Annotated in this window: 11 protein-coding genes; 8 read left to right on the forward strand and 3 right to left on the reverse strand. The window is 61.2% G+C overall.

Features of this window, described 5'->3' with window-relative positions; all coding sequences use genetic code 11:
* Positions 1-7: 7 nt before the first annotated feature.
* The 4 genes from dgcA to etfB all read left to right on the forward strand — a co-directional run bounded on the left by dgcA (position 8) and on the right by etfB (position 6120).
* Positions 8-2068, forward strand: coding sequence for a dimethylglycine demethylation protein DgcA (gene dgcA / locus FRT59_RS13320; RefSeq protein ID WP_153871405.1), 2061 nt, complete (start codon positions 8-10; stop codon positions 2066-2068).
* 95 nt (positions 2069-2163) lie between these two features.
* Complete coding sequence (dgcB, locus tag FRT59_RS13325) at positions 2164-4119, forward strand: dimethylglycine demethylation protein DgcB (protein WP_153871406.1); 1956 nt, start codon at positions 2164-2166, stop codon at positions 4117-4119.
* Positions 4119-5339: an electron transfer flavoprotein subunit alpha gene (etfA, locus tag FRT59_RS13330; protein WP_153871407.1), complete on the forward strand. Its 1221-nt coding sequence runs from the start codon at positions 4119-4121 to the stop codon at positions 5337-5339. Before dgcB ends, etfA begins: the two co-directional genes overlap by 1 nt.
* 10 nt (positions 5340-5349) lie before the next feature.
* The gene (gene etfB / locus FRT59_RS13335; protein WP_153871408.1) at positions 5350-6120 is read left to right on the forward strand and encodes an electron transfer flavoprotein subunit beta; all 771 of its coding nucleotides are present in this window, start codon (positions 5350-5352) and stop codon (positions 6118-6120) included.
* A 719-nt stretch (positions 6121-6839) separates the two neighbouring features.
* Here etfB and gbcA read toward each other — a convergent pair.
* Positions 6840-8135 (reverse strand): glycine-betaine demethylase subunit GbcA, encoded by a 1296-nt coding sequence (gene gbcA, locus FRT59_RS13340; protein WP_153871409.1) that lies wholly within the window; start codon positions 8133-8135, stop codon positions 6840-6842.
* A 282-nt stretch (positions 8136-8417) separates the two neighbouring features.
* Between gbcA and gbcB the strand changes: the two genes are divergently transcribed.
* Positions 8418-9518 (forward strand): glycine-betaine demethylase subunit GbcB, encoded by a 1101-nt coding sequence (gene gbcB, locus FRT59_RS13345; RefSeq protein WP_034116144.1) that lies wholly within the window; start codon positions 8418-8420, stop codon positions 9516-9518.
* Positions 9519-9635: 117 nt separating this feature from the next.
* Here the strand turns inward: gbcB and FRT59_RS13350 are convergent, their stop codons facing one another.
* Both FRT59_RS13350 and FRT59_RS13355 read right to left on the reverse strand, forming a co-directional pair.
* Entirely contained in the window at positions 9636-9836 is a 201-nt protein-coding gene (locus FRT59_RS13350; RefSeq protein WP_153871410.1) for a hypothetical protein, read from the reverse strand.
* Positions 9837-10019: 183 nt separating this feature from the next.
* Positions 10020-11060, reverse strand: coding sequence for a threonine aldolase family protein (locus tag FRT59_RS13355; protein ID WP_034116142.1), 1041 nt, complete (start codon positions 11058-11060; stop codon positions 10020-10022).
* A gap of 90 nt (positions 11061-11150) precedes the next feature.
* Here FRT59_RS13355 and FRT59_RS13360 point away from each other — a divergent pair, with 90 nt between their 5' ends.
* From FRT59_RS13360 to FRT59_RS13370, 3 genes are all read left to right on the forward strand, one after another.
* On the forward strand, positions 11151-11879 hold the full coding sequence (locus FRT59_RS13360; protein WP_153871411.1) for a TraX family protein: 729 nt from the start codon (positions 11151-11153) through the stop codon (positions 11877-11879).
* Between the two features lie 236 nt (positions 11880-12115).
* A complete protein-coding gene (glyA, locus tag FRT59_RS13365; protein ID WP_034116140.1) occupies positions 12116-13369 on the forward strand; it encodes a serine hydroxymethyltransferase in 1254 nt (417 codons plus the stop codon).
* Between the two features lie 22 nt (positions 13370-13391).
* On the forward strand, positions 13392-14642 hold the full coding sequence (locus FRT59_RS13370; protein WP_010207084.1) for a sarcosine oxidase subunit beta: 1251 nt from the start codon (positions 13392-13394) through the stop codon (positions 14640-14642).
* Positions 14643-14659 lie beyond the last annotated feature (17 nt).

The following is a 14659-nucleotide window of genomic DNA, read 5'->3' on the forward strand; positions in this document are numbered from 1 at the left end:
CCCAGTCATGGCTTTCGAAGCAATGTTCGCGCCGATCCAGATCGGCAAACTGACCATCCGCAACCGCGTGCTCAGTACCGCCCACGCCGAGGTGTATGCCACCGACGGCGGCATGACCACCGACCGCTATGTGAAGTACTACGAAGAGAAAGCCAAGGGCGGCATCGGCCTGGCGATCTGCGGCGGCTCCTCGGTGGTGGCCATCGACAGCCCCCAGGAGTGGTGGAGCTCAGTGAACCTGTCCACCGATCGCATCATCCCGCACTTCCAGAACCTGGCCGACGCCATGCACAAGCATGGCGCCAAGATCATGATCCAGATTACCCACATGGGTCGGCGCTCGCGCTGGGACGGCTTCAACTGGCCGACGCTGATGTCGCCGTCCGGCGTACGTGAGCCCGTGCACCGCGCCACCTGCAAGACCATCGAGCCGGAAGAAATCTGGCGCGTGATCGGCAATTACGCCCAGGCTGCGCGTCGGGCCAAAGCCGGTGGCCTGGACGGTGTGGAACTGTCCGCGGTGCACCAGCACATGATCGACCAGTTCTGGAGCCCGAGGGTCAACAAGCGTACTGACGAATGGGGCGGCACCTTCGAAGGCCGCATGAAGTTCGGCCTGGAAGTGCTCAAAGCCGTGCGCACCGAGGTCGGTGATGACTTCTGCGTGGGTATGCGCCTGTGCGGGGATGAGTTCCATCCGGACGGCCTGTCCCACGAGGACATGAAGCAGATCGCCAAGTATTACGACGACACCGGCATGCTCGATTTCATCGGTGTGGTGGGCTCGGGTTGCGACACCCACAACACCCTGGCCAACGTGATCCCCAATATGAGTTACCCGCCGGAGCCATTCCTGCACCTGGCGGCCGGTATCAAGGAAGTGGTCAAGGTCCCGGTGCTGCATGCGCAGAACATCAAGGACCCGAACCAGGCCACGCGCATTCTCGAAGGCGGCTATGTGGACATGGTCGGCATGACCCGTGCGCATATTGCCGACCCGCACTTGATCGCCAAGATCAAGATGGGCCAGATCGATCAGATCAAGCAGTGCGTCGGCGCCAACTATTGCATCGACCGCCAGTACCAGGGCCTGGATGTGCTGTGCATCCAGAACGCCGCGACCTCGCGTGAATACATGGGCGTGCCGCACATCATCGAAAAGTCCACCGGGCCCAAGCGCAAGGTGGTTGTGGTCGGTGCCGGCCCGGCCGGGATGGAAGCCGCACGCGTGGCTGCCGAACGTGGCCACGACGTGACCCTGTTCGAGAAGAAAGAATTTATCGGCGGGCAGATCACCACCGCCTCCAAAGCCCCGCAACGGGACCAGATCGCCGGTATCACCCGCTGGTTCCAGCTGGAGCTGGCGCGCTTGAAAGTCGACCTGCGCCTGGGCGTGGCCGCCGATGCCGAGACCATCCTGGATCTGCGTCCGGACGTGGTGGTGCTGGCGGTCGGCGGGCATCCGTTTATCGAGCAGAACGAACATTGGGGCGCCGCCGAAGGCTTGGTAGTGAGCAGTTGGGATGTGCTCGACGGCAAAGTCGCGCCGGGCAAGAACGTGCTGGTGTACGACACCATCTGCGAGTTCACCGGCATGTCGGTGGCGGACTTCCTGGCCGACAAAGGCAGCCAGGTGGAGATCGTCACCGACGACATCAAGCCGGGCGTGGCGATTGGCGGTACGTCGTTCCCGACCTACTACCGCAGCATGTACCCCAAGGAAGTGATCATGACCGGCGACATGATGCTGGAAAAGGTCTACCGCGAGGGCGACAAGCTGGTAGCGGTGCTGGAGAACGAATACACCGGCGCCAAAGAAGAGCGGGTGGTCGACCAGGTGGTGGTGGAGAACGGCGTGCGTCCGGACGAGGCCATCTACTACGGGCTCAAGGAAGGCTCGCGCAACAAGGGCCAGATTGACGTAGAGGCGCTGTTTGCGATCAAGCCGCAGCCGTGCCTGAGCGAGGCGGGTGACGGGTATTTGCTGTTCCGCATTGGCGACTGTGTGGCGCAGCGTAATACCCATGCTGCGATCTATGACGCCCTGCGCCTTTGCAAAGACTTTTGATGAGGTGAACTCGGTCAAATGTGGGAGGGAGCAAGCCCCCTCCCACATTCAGGCCAGTTTCACAGTAGACCTGTGCGGTCTGTGGGAGCTTCACCATGTTGAACACCTTGCTGCCTATTCTCTTGTTTGCCGCCCTGGGCCTTGCCGTCCTCGGCGCGCTGCGGCGCGTCATGATGTGGCGCCGTGGTCGCGCGTCCAAGGTCGACCTGCTGGGCGGCCTTTTAGCCATGCCCAAGCGCTACATGGTCGACCTGCACCACGTAGTCGCCCGCGACAAATACATTGCCAACACCCACGTCGCTACCGCCCTGGGCTTTGTGCTGTCGGCGTTGCTGGCGATTCTGGTGCATGGTTTCGGCCTGCAGAACCGTATCCTCGGCTATGCCTTGTTGTTGGCCTCGGTGCTGATGTTTGTCGGTGCCACGTTCGTCTATCTGCGCCGTCGTAACCCGCCGGCGCGCCTGTCGAAAGGCCCGTGGATGCGCCTGCCGAAAAGCCTGATGGCGTTCTCGGTGAGCTTCTTTCTGGTGACCTTGCCGGTGGCCGGGATTCTGCCGGCGGATCTCGGCGGCTGGCTGCTCGCTGCGCTGCTGAGCGCGGGCGTGTTGTGGGGCGTGTCCGAGATGTTTTTCGGCATGACCTGGGGCGGGCCGATGAAGCACGCCTTTGCCGGCGCCCTGCACCTGGCCTGGCACCGCCGCGCCGAGCGCTTTGGAGGTGGCCGTTCCACCGGTTTGAAACCTCTGGACCTGAGCGACAAAACGGCACCGCTGGGTGTGGAAAAACCCAAGGATTTCACCTGGAACCAACTGCTCGGCTTCGACGCCTGCGTGCAATGCGGCAAGTGCGAAGCGGCGTGCCCGGCGTTCGCTGCCGGCCAGCCGCTGAACCCGAAAAAACTCATTCAGGATATGGTGGTCGGCCTGGCCGGCGGCACGGATGCCAAGTTCGCCGGCAGCCCGTATCCATCTATTAACGGCGGCGGCAAACCGATCGGCGAACATAGCGGCAACCCGCACCAGCCCATCGTCAACGGCCTGGTGGACGCCGAGACCCTGTGGTCGTGCACCACTTGCCGCGCCTGCGTGGAAGAGTGCCCGATGATGATCGAGCACGTGGACGCCATCGTCGACATGCGCCGCCACCTTACCCTGGAGAAAGGCGCCACGCCGAACAAGGGCGCTGAAGTCCTGGAAAACCTGATCGCCACCGACAACCCGGGCGGCTTTGCACCGGGTGGCCGGCTGAACTGGGCGGCGGATCTGAACCTGCCGCTGCTCAGCGACAAGGGCAGTTGCGAAGTGCTGTTCTGGGTCGGTGACGGCGCCTTTGACATGCGCAACCAACGCACCCTTCGCGCGTTCGTCAAAGTGCTGAAAGCGGCCAAGGTCGATTTCGCGGTACTCGGCCTGGAGGAGCGCGACAGCGGTGACGTTGCGCGGCGCTTGGGCGATGAAGCGACCTTCCAACTGCTGGCCACGCGCAATATCCAGACCCTGGCCAAGTACAGTTTCAAGCGCATCGTCACCTGCGACCCTCACAGTTTCCATGTGCTGAAAAACGAGTATGGCGCCTTCAACGGCAATTACCTGGTGCAGCACCACAGCACCTTCATGGCCGAGCTGATCGGCGACGGCGCGTTGAACCTGGGCCAACACAAAGGCAACAGCGTGACCTATCACGACCCTTGTTATCTGGGCCGCTACAACGGCGAATACGAGGCGCCACGCCAAGTACTACGGGCGCTGGGGATCGAGGTCAAGGAGATGCAACGTTCCGGTTTCCGCTCGCGTTGCTGCGGTGGCGGTGGCGGCGCGCCGATTACCGACATCCCCGGCAAGCAACGTATTCCCGATATGCGCATGGACGACATCCGCGAAACCGGTGCCGAGCTGGTGGCCGTGGGTTGCCCGCAATGTACGGCGATGCTTGAGGGTGTGGTCGAACCTCGGCCTTTGATCAAGGACATCGCCGAGTTGGTGGCCGATGCTTTGCTGGAAGACCCCACGCCGGCTAAAGCGCCTAAACGTGAACCTGCGGAGGTGCACTGATGAGCGACATTATCCGCCGCGACCCACGGGCCGAATGGATCGCCCGTAATCGCCTGCACCCGCTGCATGCGGCCATGCAGCCGGTACAACACAGTTGGATGGGCCCTAACGGGATCATCCGCAAGAACGTGCATGGTGTCGGTTTTATCGGCCCCAACGGCATCAAGCGTATTGATCGCAGTGGTGCCCAGCAGGGCGGTGCGGCCAAGCGTACGGCGGCAGTAGAGGTGCAACTGCCGCTGCATCAGGTGCCGGCGCCCGCGTTCTACATCAACGTGGTGCCGGACATGGTCGGTGGCCGCTTGAGCAACCACGACCGTGACCTGCTTGGCCTGGCGCGGCAACTGGCCGGCAGCGACGGCGCGGTGCTGGCGGTGGTGTTTGGCGAGCACAAGGAAACGGCGTTTGCCACAGCGGGCGTTGATCGCTTGTTGGTGCTGGAAGGCCATGAGTTCGACGGTTATTCACCGGAGCAGCGGGTACAGGGTTTGCGGGCTGTGGATAACCAGTTCAGCCCGCGCCACTGGCTGCTGCCGGACAGCCGCAGCGGTGGTGGCGAGCTGGGCCGACGCTTTGCCGCCAGCCTGAAGGAACGCCCGGCTACGCGGGTATGGCAAATCAAGGGCAATGAGTGCATCGGGCGTGCGGGTGCTGGCCAGGAAGACTTGGCCCGACCGCTGCCGCGCCTGGTTCTGGCGGCCGTCGAATGCGCCGAGCCGGTCAGCGAGACGCGCCATGAAGTGTTGCCTGTGCAGATATCCACAGCCCTGGCCCGCAGTTTGCCGCGTATCGAGGATCTCGGTGCGGTGGCAGTGGACCCGGCGGCGATTCCCATGGCCGAGGCCGAATTCATTTTCTCCGGCGGCAACGGCGTGACGGATTGGGCGCTGTTTCACCAGACCGCTGCGGCCTTGGGCGCTACCGAAGGCGCCTCACGGGTGGCAGTGGACGACGGTTTCATGGCCCGGGACCGCCAGGTCGGTGCCAGCGGCACCTGGGTCACGGCGCGGGTGTACGTGGCCGTGGGCATCTCCGGGGCGATCCAGCACCTGCAAGGCATCGGTGCCTGCGACAAGGTGGTGGCGATCAATCTCGACCCGGGCTGCGACATGATCAAGCGTGCCGACCTGTCAGTGATCGGCGAAAGCGCCGCGATACTGCAAGCCTTGATCACGGCGGTCGAGACCTACCGCAACGGCGCCAAGCGCGATGCAGCTTAAGGATATGGCCATGACGATCAATGTAATCAGCCTGGTGTCCATCGGCGCCCACCCTACCTCGGGGCGCCCACGGCGCGCCGAGCAGGACGCGCGCGCCGTCGAACTCGGCCTGCAACTGGCTGGGGATAAGTTGCAGGTGCTTCATGCTGGCAACATCGCCGAACCGACCCTGCGCAGCTACCTGGGCATGGGCCTGCCGCAGTTGCAGGTACTGGAGCAACCGCCAGGCTCCGATGCCTTGCCGGTACTGAATGAGTATCTGCGCGACGCCGGCGCCCAGGTGGTGCTCACCGGCAGTCAGGCGGAAACCGGAGAAGGCTCGGGCATGTTGCCGTTCCTGTTGGCCGAGCAATTGGGCTGGCCGCTGATTGTGGGGCTGGCCCAGGTGGAGTCCATCGAGGGCGGCGTGGCCCATGTGCTGCAGGCGTTGCCCCGTGGCCAGCGGCGGCGCTTGAAGGTGCGCCTGCCGTTTCTCGCCACGGTGGATAACGCCGCGCCCAAGCCACGCCAAAGTGCCTACGGCCCGGCGCAGCGGGGTGAGTTGGCGGCTCATGAAGTCGAGATTGAACAAGACGACTTATTCACAGGTGCGCTGCTGCAACCGGCCAAGCCCCGACCCAAGCGCCTCAAAGTGATCAAGGCCAAGAGCGGCGCCGACCGTATGAAGGCTGCAACGGCCAAGGCCAGTGGTGGCGGTGGGCAGGTGCTCAAGGGGTTGAGTGCCGAAGCCGGCGCCGAGGCCATCCTTAAGCTGCTCATAGAGGAAGGCGTCGTGCGCTGATTGTTTACCCACAATCCCTGTTGACCCGTCTGTGGATAACCTGTTCGCGGTTGTCCACAGCCCCTGTTTATCAAGCCCTACAGCCCTCTGTACAAAAAACAACCAGGCTAAGCTACGGTTTTTCCTTGGGTTTTCCCTCGTGGCCTGGATTAAGTTGCCCCCAAAGTCTGTTGGCGCTTCTGTGGATAAGATGTTCGCTATCAGCTACAGGCCATATACAACGGGGCTTCCAGAAGGTTGGTCAAGTTTTGATCAATTAGCGCTCTTTGCCGCTTTAAAATGCTGGATCGCCCGATTTATGAAGGTTTGGCGTGGTTTTCCACAGCATCGGCAGAGTTGCCCCCAAAGTCTGTTGGTGCATCTGTGGATAAGGTGTTCGCTTACCGCTGGAAGCCACGTTAATAAAGGTGTCCAAAGGTTTGATCAATAAATGATCAGCTGAGAATAAAATCCGGTCGTTCGAATAAGTCACGGATTTTCTTGATTTAATTTGGCTGCACGGCGTACTTGCCCACAATTGCTGTGGGTGGCTTTGTGGATAAGTTGTTGGGCATCGGCTGGAGGGTAGACTGCCAGCGGTGTGCGAGAGATCTGATCAAATATTAAGCAGTACCGAGATTTAAGTGTGGGAGCGGGCTTGCTCGCGAAGGCTGAGTGTCAGTCAACAGATTCATCGACTGATCCACCGCTTTCGCGAGCAAGCCCGCTCCCACATTTTTTTATTCGTGTGCGGCTACACCTTTGAGGTAGGGCGCTGGCGCCGCACCCAGGTTTTTCAACATGCGCTCGCTGTACCAGTCGACAAAATTCACCACACCAAACTCATAGGTCTTGGAGTATGGCCCTGGCTGGTAGGCGGTGGAGTTGATCCCGCGCTGGTTCTCTTCGGCCAGGCGGCGGTCCTGGTCGTTGGTTGCATCCCACACCTGGCGCATGCGGTCTACGTCATAGTCCACGCCTTCCACGGCGTCCTTGTGCACGATCCACTTGGTGGTGACCATGGTTTCCTGGGCACTGATCGGCCATACGGTGAACACAATGATGTGATCGCCCATGCAATGGTTCCAGGAGTGGGGCAGGTGCAGGATGCGCATCGAACCCAGGTCCGGGTTCTTGATACGGCCCATGAGCTTGGCGCAGCCCTGCTTGCCGTCCAGGGTCATCGACACGGTGCCCTTGAGCAGCGGCATGCGCACGATGCGGTTACGCAGGCCGAAGCTGGCGTGGGCGTAGGGGATCTTCTCGGCGTCCCAGGCGGCGGCCGAAGCAGCCACGTGGTCCTTGAAGGCCTGGTCGGCGCGTGGGTCGGTGACGTCGTCCCACTCCAGCAGGGTTTTCAGCAGCTCCGGGTGCGACGCATTGCAGTGGTAGCACTCGCGGTTGTTTTCCAGCACCAGTTTCCAGTTGGCTTTTTCGAACAAGGTGGTCTGGATCGCCACCTTGGTGTTTTCCATGTCGTAGGGTTCCATGTAGTGGCTGAGTGTCGACAGGAAGTCATCGATGGCCGGCGGGTTCTCGGCCAGGCTAATGAAAATGTAGCCGCCGGCGGTCTTTACGTTCACCGGCTTGAGGCCGTATTGCTTCATGTCGAAATCGGCGCCCATCTCGGTGCCGGCGAACAGCAGGCGACCGTCCAGCTCGTAGGTCCACTGGTGGTAATGGCACACCAGCTTGGCGACCTTACCCTTGTCGCTGGTGCACAAGCGTGAACCGCGATGGCGGCACACGTTGTGGAACGCATGCACCACGCCGTCGGCGCCACGGATCACGATGATCGGGTTCTTGCCCACTTGCAGGGTCAGGTAGTTGCCCTTGGTGGGGATCTCGCAGGTCATACCGGCGATCAACCACTCTTTCTGGAAGATCTCCTGCATATCGATATCAAACAGCCGCTCGTCAGAGTAAAACGGCTGCGGCAGCGAAAAAGTGCGCTCGCGCTCTTGCAGCATGTGCGCGGTGGCCTTGCGTGCGGGTTCCAGCGGATCGCCCAAGCTTAAGGTTGCGGTGACGTCCATCGTGTGTGTCCTCATGGCCATTCTGTGTGGCCGGCGAATAGTGGCTACGGTTGGTGCTGTGCAAGGCGTAAAGAAAGCGTCGTTGTTGGGAGCGAGTGTGGGCCTGCCGATGCGCCGAACCTTGTCCATTAGCGACACGGCCCACTCTGATCCCGACGCGCAACCCCCGTGGTATGGGGGCTGGTCGCGATAAGTATGTGAATGTCGCAGATAGGTAAATGGGTGGTTCCGGCGTTACGCAGAATCGCCACCATAAGGCCGACGTCGGCGGTGGAGAACAACATGTCCAATAGTTTCCTGAATCCGGTAACCACCCAGACCTGGGCCAATGGTCGACACATCGTCCGTTGCGTCAAAGTCATCCAGGAAACCTGGGACGTGCGCACCTTCTGCTTCATGGCCGACCAGCCGATCCTGTTCTTTTTCAAGCCCGGGCAATTCGTCACCCTGGAGCTGGAAATCGAAGGCCAGCCGATCATGCGTTCGTACACCATCTCCAGTTCACCGTCGGTGCCCTACAGCTTTTCGGTGACCATCAAGCGCGTACCGGGCGGGCGAGTCTCCAACTGGCTGCACGACACGTTGCATGAGGGTCAGGAGCTGGCGGTGCACGGCCCGGTCGGGTTGTTCAATGCCATCGATTTCCCAAGCCCGAAAGTGCTGTACCTCAGTGGTGGCGTCGGCATCACCCCGGTGATGTCTATGGCGCGCTGGTTCTATGACACCAACGCCAACGTCGATATGACGTTTATCCACAGCGCCCGCTCGCCCAAGGACATCATCTACCACCGCGAGCTGGAGCACATGGCGTCGCGGATCGACAACTTTAGCCTGCACCTGATTTGCGAAAAACACGGGTTGGGCGAGCCCTGGGCCGGTTATCGCGGTTACCTGAACCACAAGATGCTGGAACTGATGGTGCCGGACTTTCTGGAGCGCGAAGTGTTCTGCTGCGGGCCTACGCCGTACATGAGCGCGGTGAAGCGTCTGCTGGAAGTCGCCGGTTTTGACATGACGCGCTATCACGAAGAGTCCTTCGGCGCGACGCCGCCGGAAGCGCGTGCCGATGCGGTGGAACAAGCCGAGCAGGCGGCGGATGCGCCGGAGGTCGACCTGGCGGACCTGCACCAGGTGGAATTTATCGCTTCAGGCAAGAGCATTCGCGTGGCACCGGGGGAAACGGTGCACGCGGCGGCCGCCAAGCTTGGCCTGCTGATCCCCAAAGCCTGCGGCATGGGCATCTGTGGCACATGCAAGGTGATGAAACTGGGCGGCGAGGTCGAGATGGAGCACAACGGCGGGATTACCGAGGAAGACGAAGCCGAAGGCTACATCCTGTCGTGCTGCAGTGTGCCCAAGGGCGATGTGCGCATCGAATTTTAAGGTTGTTGATCGTTCCCATGCTCTGCGTGGGAATGCCTTTTGGGACGCTCCGCGTCCCGCTCGCTCAGGCTGTGCACGTAGTGATACAGAGCGTGGGAACGATCATTCACTTGGTGGTTACTGGGCGTAGATATGCACGACGAAATGCTGGCCTGATGCTGTCAATTCATACACCTTGTCGTAGATCCTCAGCGTCCTCGAGGGTTCGCGGATGGTATCCCCGACTTTGGCGTATTTCCTGAACTCATCCCAATCAATCACCGTGGTGCTGATAGTGCCATCGCCCTGAAGGGTGTTGCTGTTGCTCTGATATTCCATGGTTTAGCTCTCTGCTGGATTTCCGTTTCCGGCCGATTGCTCGGCAGGCAGTTGTCCCCGCAAGGTGGCCTCTGCAGCGGCCTTTTCCTTGCGGGTAACCAGAGGCTAGTCGCTGGAATCCCAGCGCGCTGCTGTCAGAAATATCAAAAAACAGTCTCGGCACTCCGCCAGTATTCGTTAGTTTCAGGCCCCCATCACTGTCCGAATATCCGCCGCTAATTCTCTTACGCGCTCTTCCTCGGTATCCCACGCACACATGAAGCGCGCACCGCCTTTGCCGATGAAGGTGTAGAAGCGCCAGCCCTTGGCCGTCAGCGCCGCAATGGCCGGCTCCGAGAGTTGCAGGAACACGCCGTTGGCCTGTACCGGGAACATCAATTCCACGCCGGGAATATCTGCTACCAGGCTGCTCAACAACTGCGCGCAGTGATTGGCGTGGCGTGCATGCTTGAGCCAGGCGTCGTTTTCCAGCAGGCCCACCCACGGGGCGGAGAGGAAGCGCATTTTCGACGCCAACTGGCCAGCCTGTTTGCAGCGGTAGTCGAAGTCTTCGGCCAGCTTGTGATTGAAGAACAGGATGGCTTCACCCACCGCCATGCCGTTCTTGGTGCCGCCAAAGCACAGCACGTCCACGCCGGCTTTCCAGGTCAGGTCGGCGGGTGAGCAGCCGAGGAACGCGCAGGCGTTGGAGAAGCGCGCGCCGTCCATGTGCAGGTTCAGGCCCAGTTCCTTGCACGTGGCGCTGATGGCGCGGATTTCTTCCGGGGTGTACACGCTGCCGACTTCGGTGGCCTGGGTCAGGGTCACGACGCGTGGCTTGGGGTAGTGGATGTCCTGGCGTTTGAGGGCGATCTCGCGGATCGATTCCGGGGTCAGCTTGCCGTTTTCAGTGCGAGCGACGAGCAGCTTGGAACCGTTGGAGAAAAACTCCGGTGCGCCGCATTCGTCGGTTTCGACGTGGGCGGTTTCCGAGCAAATCACGCTATGGTAGCTCTGGCACAGCGAAGACAGCGCCAGGGAGTTGGCCGCCGTACCATTGAAGGCGAAGAACACCTCGCAGTCGGTCTCGAACAGATTGCGGAAACCGTCGGCGGCGCGGTGGGTCCATTCATCATCGCCGTAGGCGCGTTGATGGCCCTGGTTGGCTTGTTCCATGGCGGCCCAGGCTTCCGGGCAAATGCCGGAATAGTTGTCGCTGGCGAATTGTTGGCTCTTGTCGGTCATGGCCCATTCCTATGGTCGATGTTGGTGCGCACTTTAACCAAGATTGTTAGGGGGGCGCACGCACTGTAAATGCAAAGTCACTGGGGAATTATGCACGGTACTGTAACGGCTCCTGTAGGAGGCGTCCGCGATGGCGCTTTGGACTTGCTCAAGTGGCTGGCGCTGCTCTGCATGGTGCTGGACCACTTGCGCTACGTCGGGTTAAACCTGGATGGCCTGTACGTGCCAGGGCGCCTGGCTTTCCCGTGGTTTTGCCTGGCGATTGCGGCGAACCTGCACCGGGTTCGAGGCACGCAGGTGAGCGGTCAATGGCGGTATCTGGGGTGGCTGCTGCTGTTCAGTGCGATCAGCGAAGTGCCGTACCGAATGTTTATCGACGATGCCGATACATTGAACGTGCTGCCGACGCTGGCATTGGGCCTGCTGGTTGCCAGAGGATGGCAGCAGAAGACGCTTGTTGATCGAGGATTGGCGCTGATCGCCCTAACATTAGGCGCGGTATTTTCCACGCAGCTGATGTTCGGTTTTTTTGGGGTGTTGCTGCCGCTGGCGATGCTCATGGTGTTTCGTCGGCCTTGGTATTTCAGCCTGTTGCCTGGCCTGGTCTGCGTGGCGGCCAACCAATGGCAGATACTGCTCAATAGCGGCACGCTGGTGGCGCTATTGGGATTGGCCGCGTGCCTGATCGCGCCATTGGGGGGCTTGGTCTTATTGCGACAGGCCAGACACATGGCGCCGCCGGCCATGCGCCGCTGGGCGTATGGCCTTTATCCGCTGCATTTCCTGTTGTTGCTACTCGTGCGCAAGATCATCGCCTAACCCCTGTGGGAGCGGGCTTGCTCGCGATAGCGGTGGGCCGGCCAGCACCTGTATTGACTGACCCGCCGCCTTCGCGAGCAAGCCCGCTCCCACATTTGTTCTGCGTCGTTCATCCGATGTCGTAAACGCACCTTTGCGTGGCGTCCGTAGGCATTTGGTATATCTGCACCAGCCCTACCATCGCATCAAAGGGCCCTGCACGGGCCTCAACAATACGAAAGGCTGGGAGAGACGCGATGTTCAGCAAACAAGACCAGATCCAGGGATATGACGACGCGCTGCTGGCGGCGATGAATGCCGAGGAGCAGCGTCAGGAAGACCATATCGAGCTGATCGCGTCGGAGAACTACACCAGCAAGCGCGTGATGCAAGCCCAGGGTAGTGGCCTGACCAACAAATACGCCGAAGGCTACCCAGGCAAGCGCTACTACGGTGGCTGCGAACATGTGGACAAGGTCGAAGCCCTGGCCATCGAACGCGCCAAGCAATTGTTCGGCGCCGATTACGCCAACGTGCAGCCGCACTCGGGCTCATCGGCCAACAGTGCGGTGTACCTGGCGCTGCTGAACGCCGGTGACACCATCCTCGGCATGAGCCTGGCCCACGGCGGCCACCTGACCCACGGCGCTAAAGTGTCGTCCTCGGGCAAGCTGTACAACGCGGTGCAATACGGTATCAACACCGACACTGGCCTGATCGACTACGACGAAGTCGAGCGCCTGGCCGTGGAGCACAAGCCGAAGATGGTGGTAGCCGGTTTCTCTGCCTACTCCAAAACCCTGGATTTCCCACGCTTTCGCCAGATTGCCGACAAGGTCGGTGCGCTGCTGTTCGTCGACATGGCCCACGTCGCCGGCTTGGTCGCCGCCGGCCTGTATCCGAACCCGCTGCCGTACGCCGATGTGGTCACCACCACTACCCACAAGACCCTGCGCGGTCCGCGTGGCGGCCTGATTTTGGCCCGAGCCAACGAAGAAATTGAAAAGAAACTCAACGCCGCGGTATTCCCCGGCGCCCAGGGTGGCCCGCTGATGCACGTCATCGCCGGCAAGGCGGTGTGCTTCAAGGAAGCCCAGGAGCCAGGCTTCAAGGCCTACCAGCAACAAGTGATCGACAACGCCCAGGCCATGGCCAGCGTGTTCATCAAGCGCGGGTATGACGTGGTGTCTGGCGGCACTGACAACCACCTGTTCCTCGTTAGTCTGATCCGCCAGGGCCTGACCGGCAAAGAGGCGGACGCCGCCCTCGGTCGCGCTCACATCACCGTCAACAAGAATGCTGTACCGAACGACCCGCAATCGCCGTTCGTGACTTCGGGCCTGCGCATCGGCACTCCAGCGGTGACCACCCGTGGTTTTAAAGTGCCGCAATGCATCGAACTGGCGGGCTGGATCTGCGACATCCTCGACAACCTTGGCGACGCCGATGTCGAGGCCAACGTGGCCAAGCACGTGTCTGCCCTGTGCGCTGATTTCCCGGTTTATCGCTGAGCGCGGTTTTGGAGTAATGACTATGCAACGCTACTCGGGCTTCGGCCTCTTCAAGCACTCACTCAGCCATCACGAAAACTGGCAGAAGATGTGGCGCACGCCGACCCCTAAAAAGGTCTACGACGTGGTCATCGTCGGCGGCGGCGGGCATGGTCTGGCGACCGCTTACTACCTGGCCAAGGAGCACGGCATCACCAACGTGGCAGTGGTCGAGAAAGGCTGGCTGGGCGGCGGTAACACCGCACGCAACACCACCATCGTGCGCTCCAACTACCTGTGGGACGAGTCGGCGCATTTGTACGAACACGCGATGAAACTCTGGGAAGGTTTGTCCCAGGACTTGAACTACAACGTGATGTTCTCCCAGCGCGGCGTCTACAACCTGTGCCACACCCTGCAGGACATCCGTGATTCCGAGCGTCGCGTCAGCGCCAACCGCCTCAACGGCGTGGACGGTGAACTGCTGAATGCCAAGCAGGTGGCCGACGAGATTCCGTACCTGGACTGCTCGAAAAACACCCGCTACCCCGTGCTCGGCGCCACCGTGCAACGGCGCGGCGGCGTGGCACGTCACGATGCCGTGGCCTGGGGCTTCGCCCGTGCCGCTGATGCCTTGGGTGTGGACTTGATCCAGCAGACCGAAGTCATCGGTTTCCGTAAGGAAAACGGCGTGTGCATCGGTGTGGAAACCAACAAGGGCTTTATCGGCGCCAAGCGCGTCGGTGTGGTCACCGCCGGTAACTCCGGGCACATGGCCTCGCTCGCGGGTTTCCGCCTGCCGATCGAATCCCACCCGTTGCAAGCGTTGGTGTCGGAGCCGATCAAGCCGATTATCGACAGCGTGATCATGTCCAACGCCGTGCACGGCTATATCAGCCAGTCCGACAAGGGCGACCTGGTGATCGGTGCCGGTATCGACGGTTACAACGGCTACGGCCAGCGCGGCTCCTACCCGGTGATCGAACACACCATCCAGGCCATCGTCGAGATGTTCCCGGTGCTGTCCCGCGTGCGCATGAACCGCCAGTGGGGCGGCATCGTCGACACCACGCCGGACGCCTGCCCGATCATTTCCAAGACGCCGGTACCGAACATGTTCTTCAACTGCGGTTGGGGCACCGGTGGCTTCAAGGCCACCCCGGGCTCAGGCAACGTGTTTGCCGCCAGCCTGGCCAAGGGTGAAATGCACCCATTGGCCGCGCCTTTCTCCATCGACCGTTTTCACAACGGTGCGCTGATCGACGAACACGGCGCTGCGGCCGTCGCCCACTAGCTCTCGGCGTATAAAGA

Origin of the sequence: Pseudomonas haemolytica, from assembly GCF_009659625.1 — a bacterium.
In the GTDB taxonomy this organism is placed as follows: Bacteria; Pseudomonadota; Gammaproteobacteria; order Pseudomonadales; family Pseudomonadaceae; genus Aquipseudomonas; species Aquipseudomonas haemolytica.

Coding starts and splice junctions, on each gene's coding strand:
- FRT59_RS13355 (WP_034116142.1), bottom strand. CDS start 11,060: ATGACCGACAAGAGCCAACAATTCGCCAGCGACAACTATTCCGGCATT.
- FRT59_RS13360 (WP_153871411.1), top strand. CDS start 11,151: ATGCACGGTACTGTAACGGCTCCTGTAGGAGGCGTCCGCGATGGCGCT.
- gbcA (WP_153871409.1), bottom strand. CDS start 8,135: ATGGACGTCACCGCAACCTTAAGCTTGGGCGATCCGCTGGAACCCGCA.
- dgcB (WP_153871406.1), top strand. CDS start 2,164: ATGTTGAACACCTTGCTGCCTATTCTCTTGTTTGCCGCCCTGGGCCTT.
- glyA (WP_034116140.1), top strand. CDS start 12,116: ATGTTCAGCAAACAAGACCAGATCCAGGGATATGACGACGCGCTGCTG.
- FRT59_RS13370 (WP_010207084.1), top strand. CDS start 13,392: ATGCAACGCTACTCGGGCTTCGGCCTCTTCAAGCACTCACTCAGCCAT.
- etfB (WP_153871408.1), top strand. CDS start 5,350: ATGACGATCAATGTAATCAGCCTGGTGTCCATCGGCGCCCACCCTACC.
- dgcA (WP_153871405.1), top strand. CDS start 8: ATGGCTTTCGAAGCAATGTTCGCGCCGATCCAGATCGGCAAACTGACC.
- FRT59_RS13350 (WP_153871410.1), bottom strand. CDS start 9,836: ATGGAATATCAGAGCAACAGCAACACCCTTCAGGGCGATGGCACTATC.
- etfA (WP_153871407.1), top strand. CDS start 4,119: ATGAGCGACATTATCCGCCGCGACCCACGGGCCGAATGGATCGCCCGT.
- gbcB (WP_034116144.1), top strand. CDS start 8,418: ATGTCCAATAGTTTCCTGAATCCGGTAACCACCCAGACCTGGGCCAAT.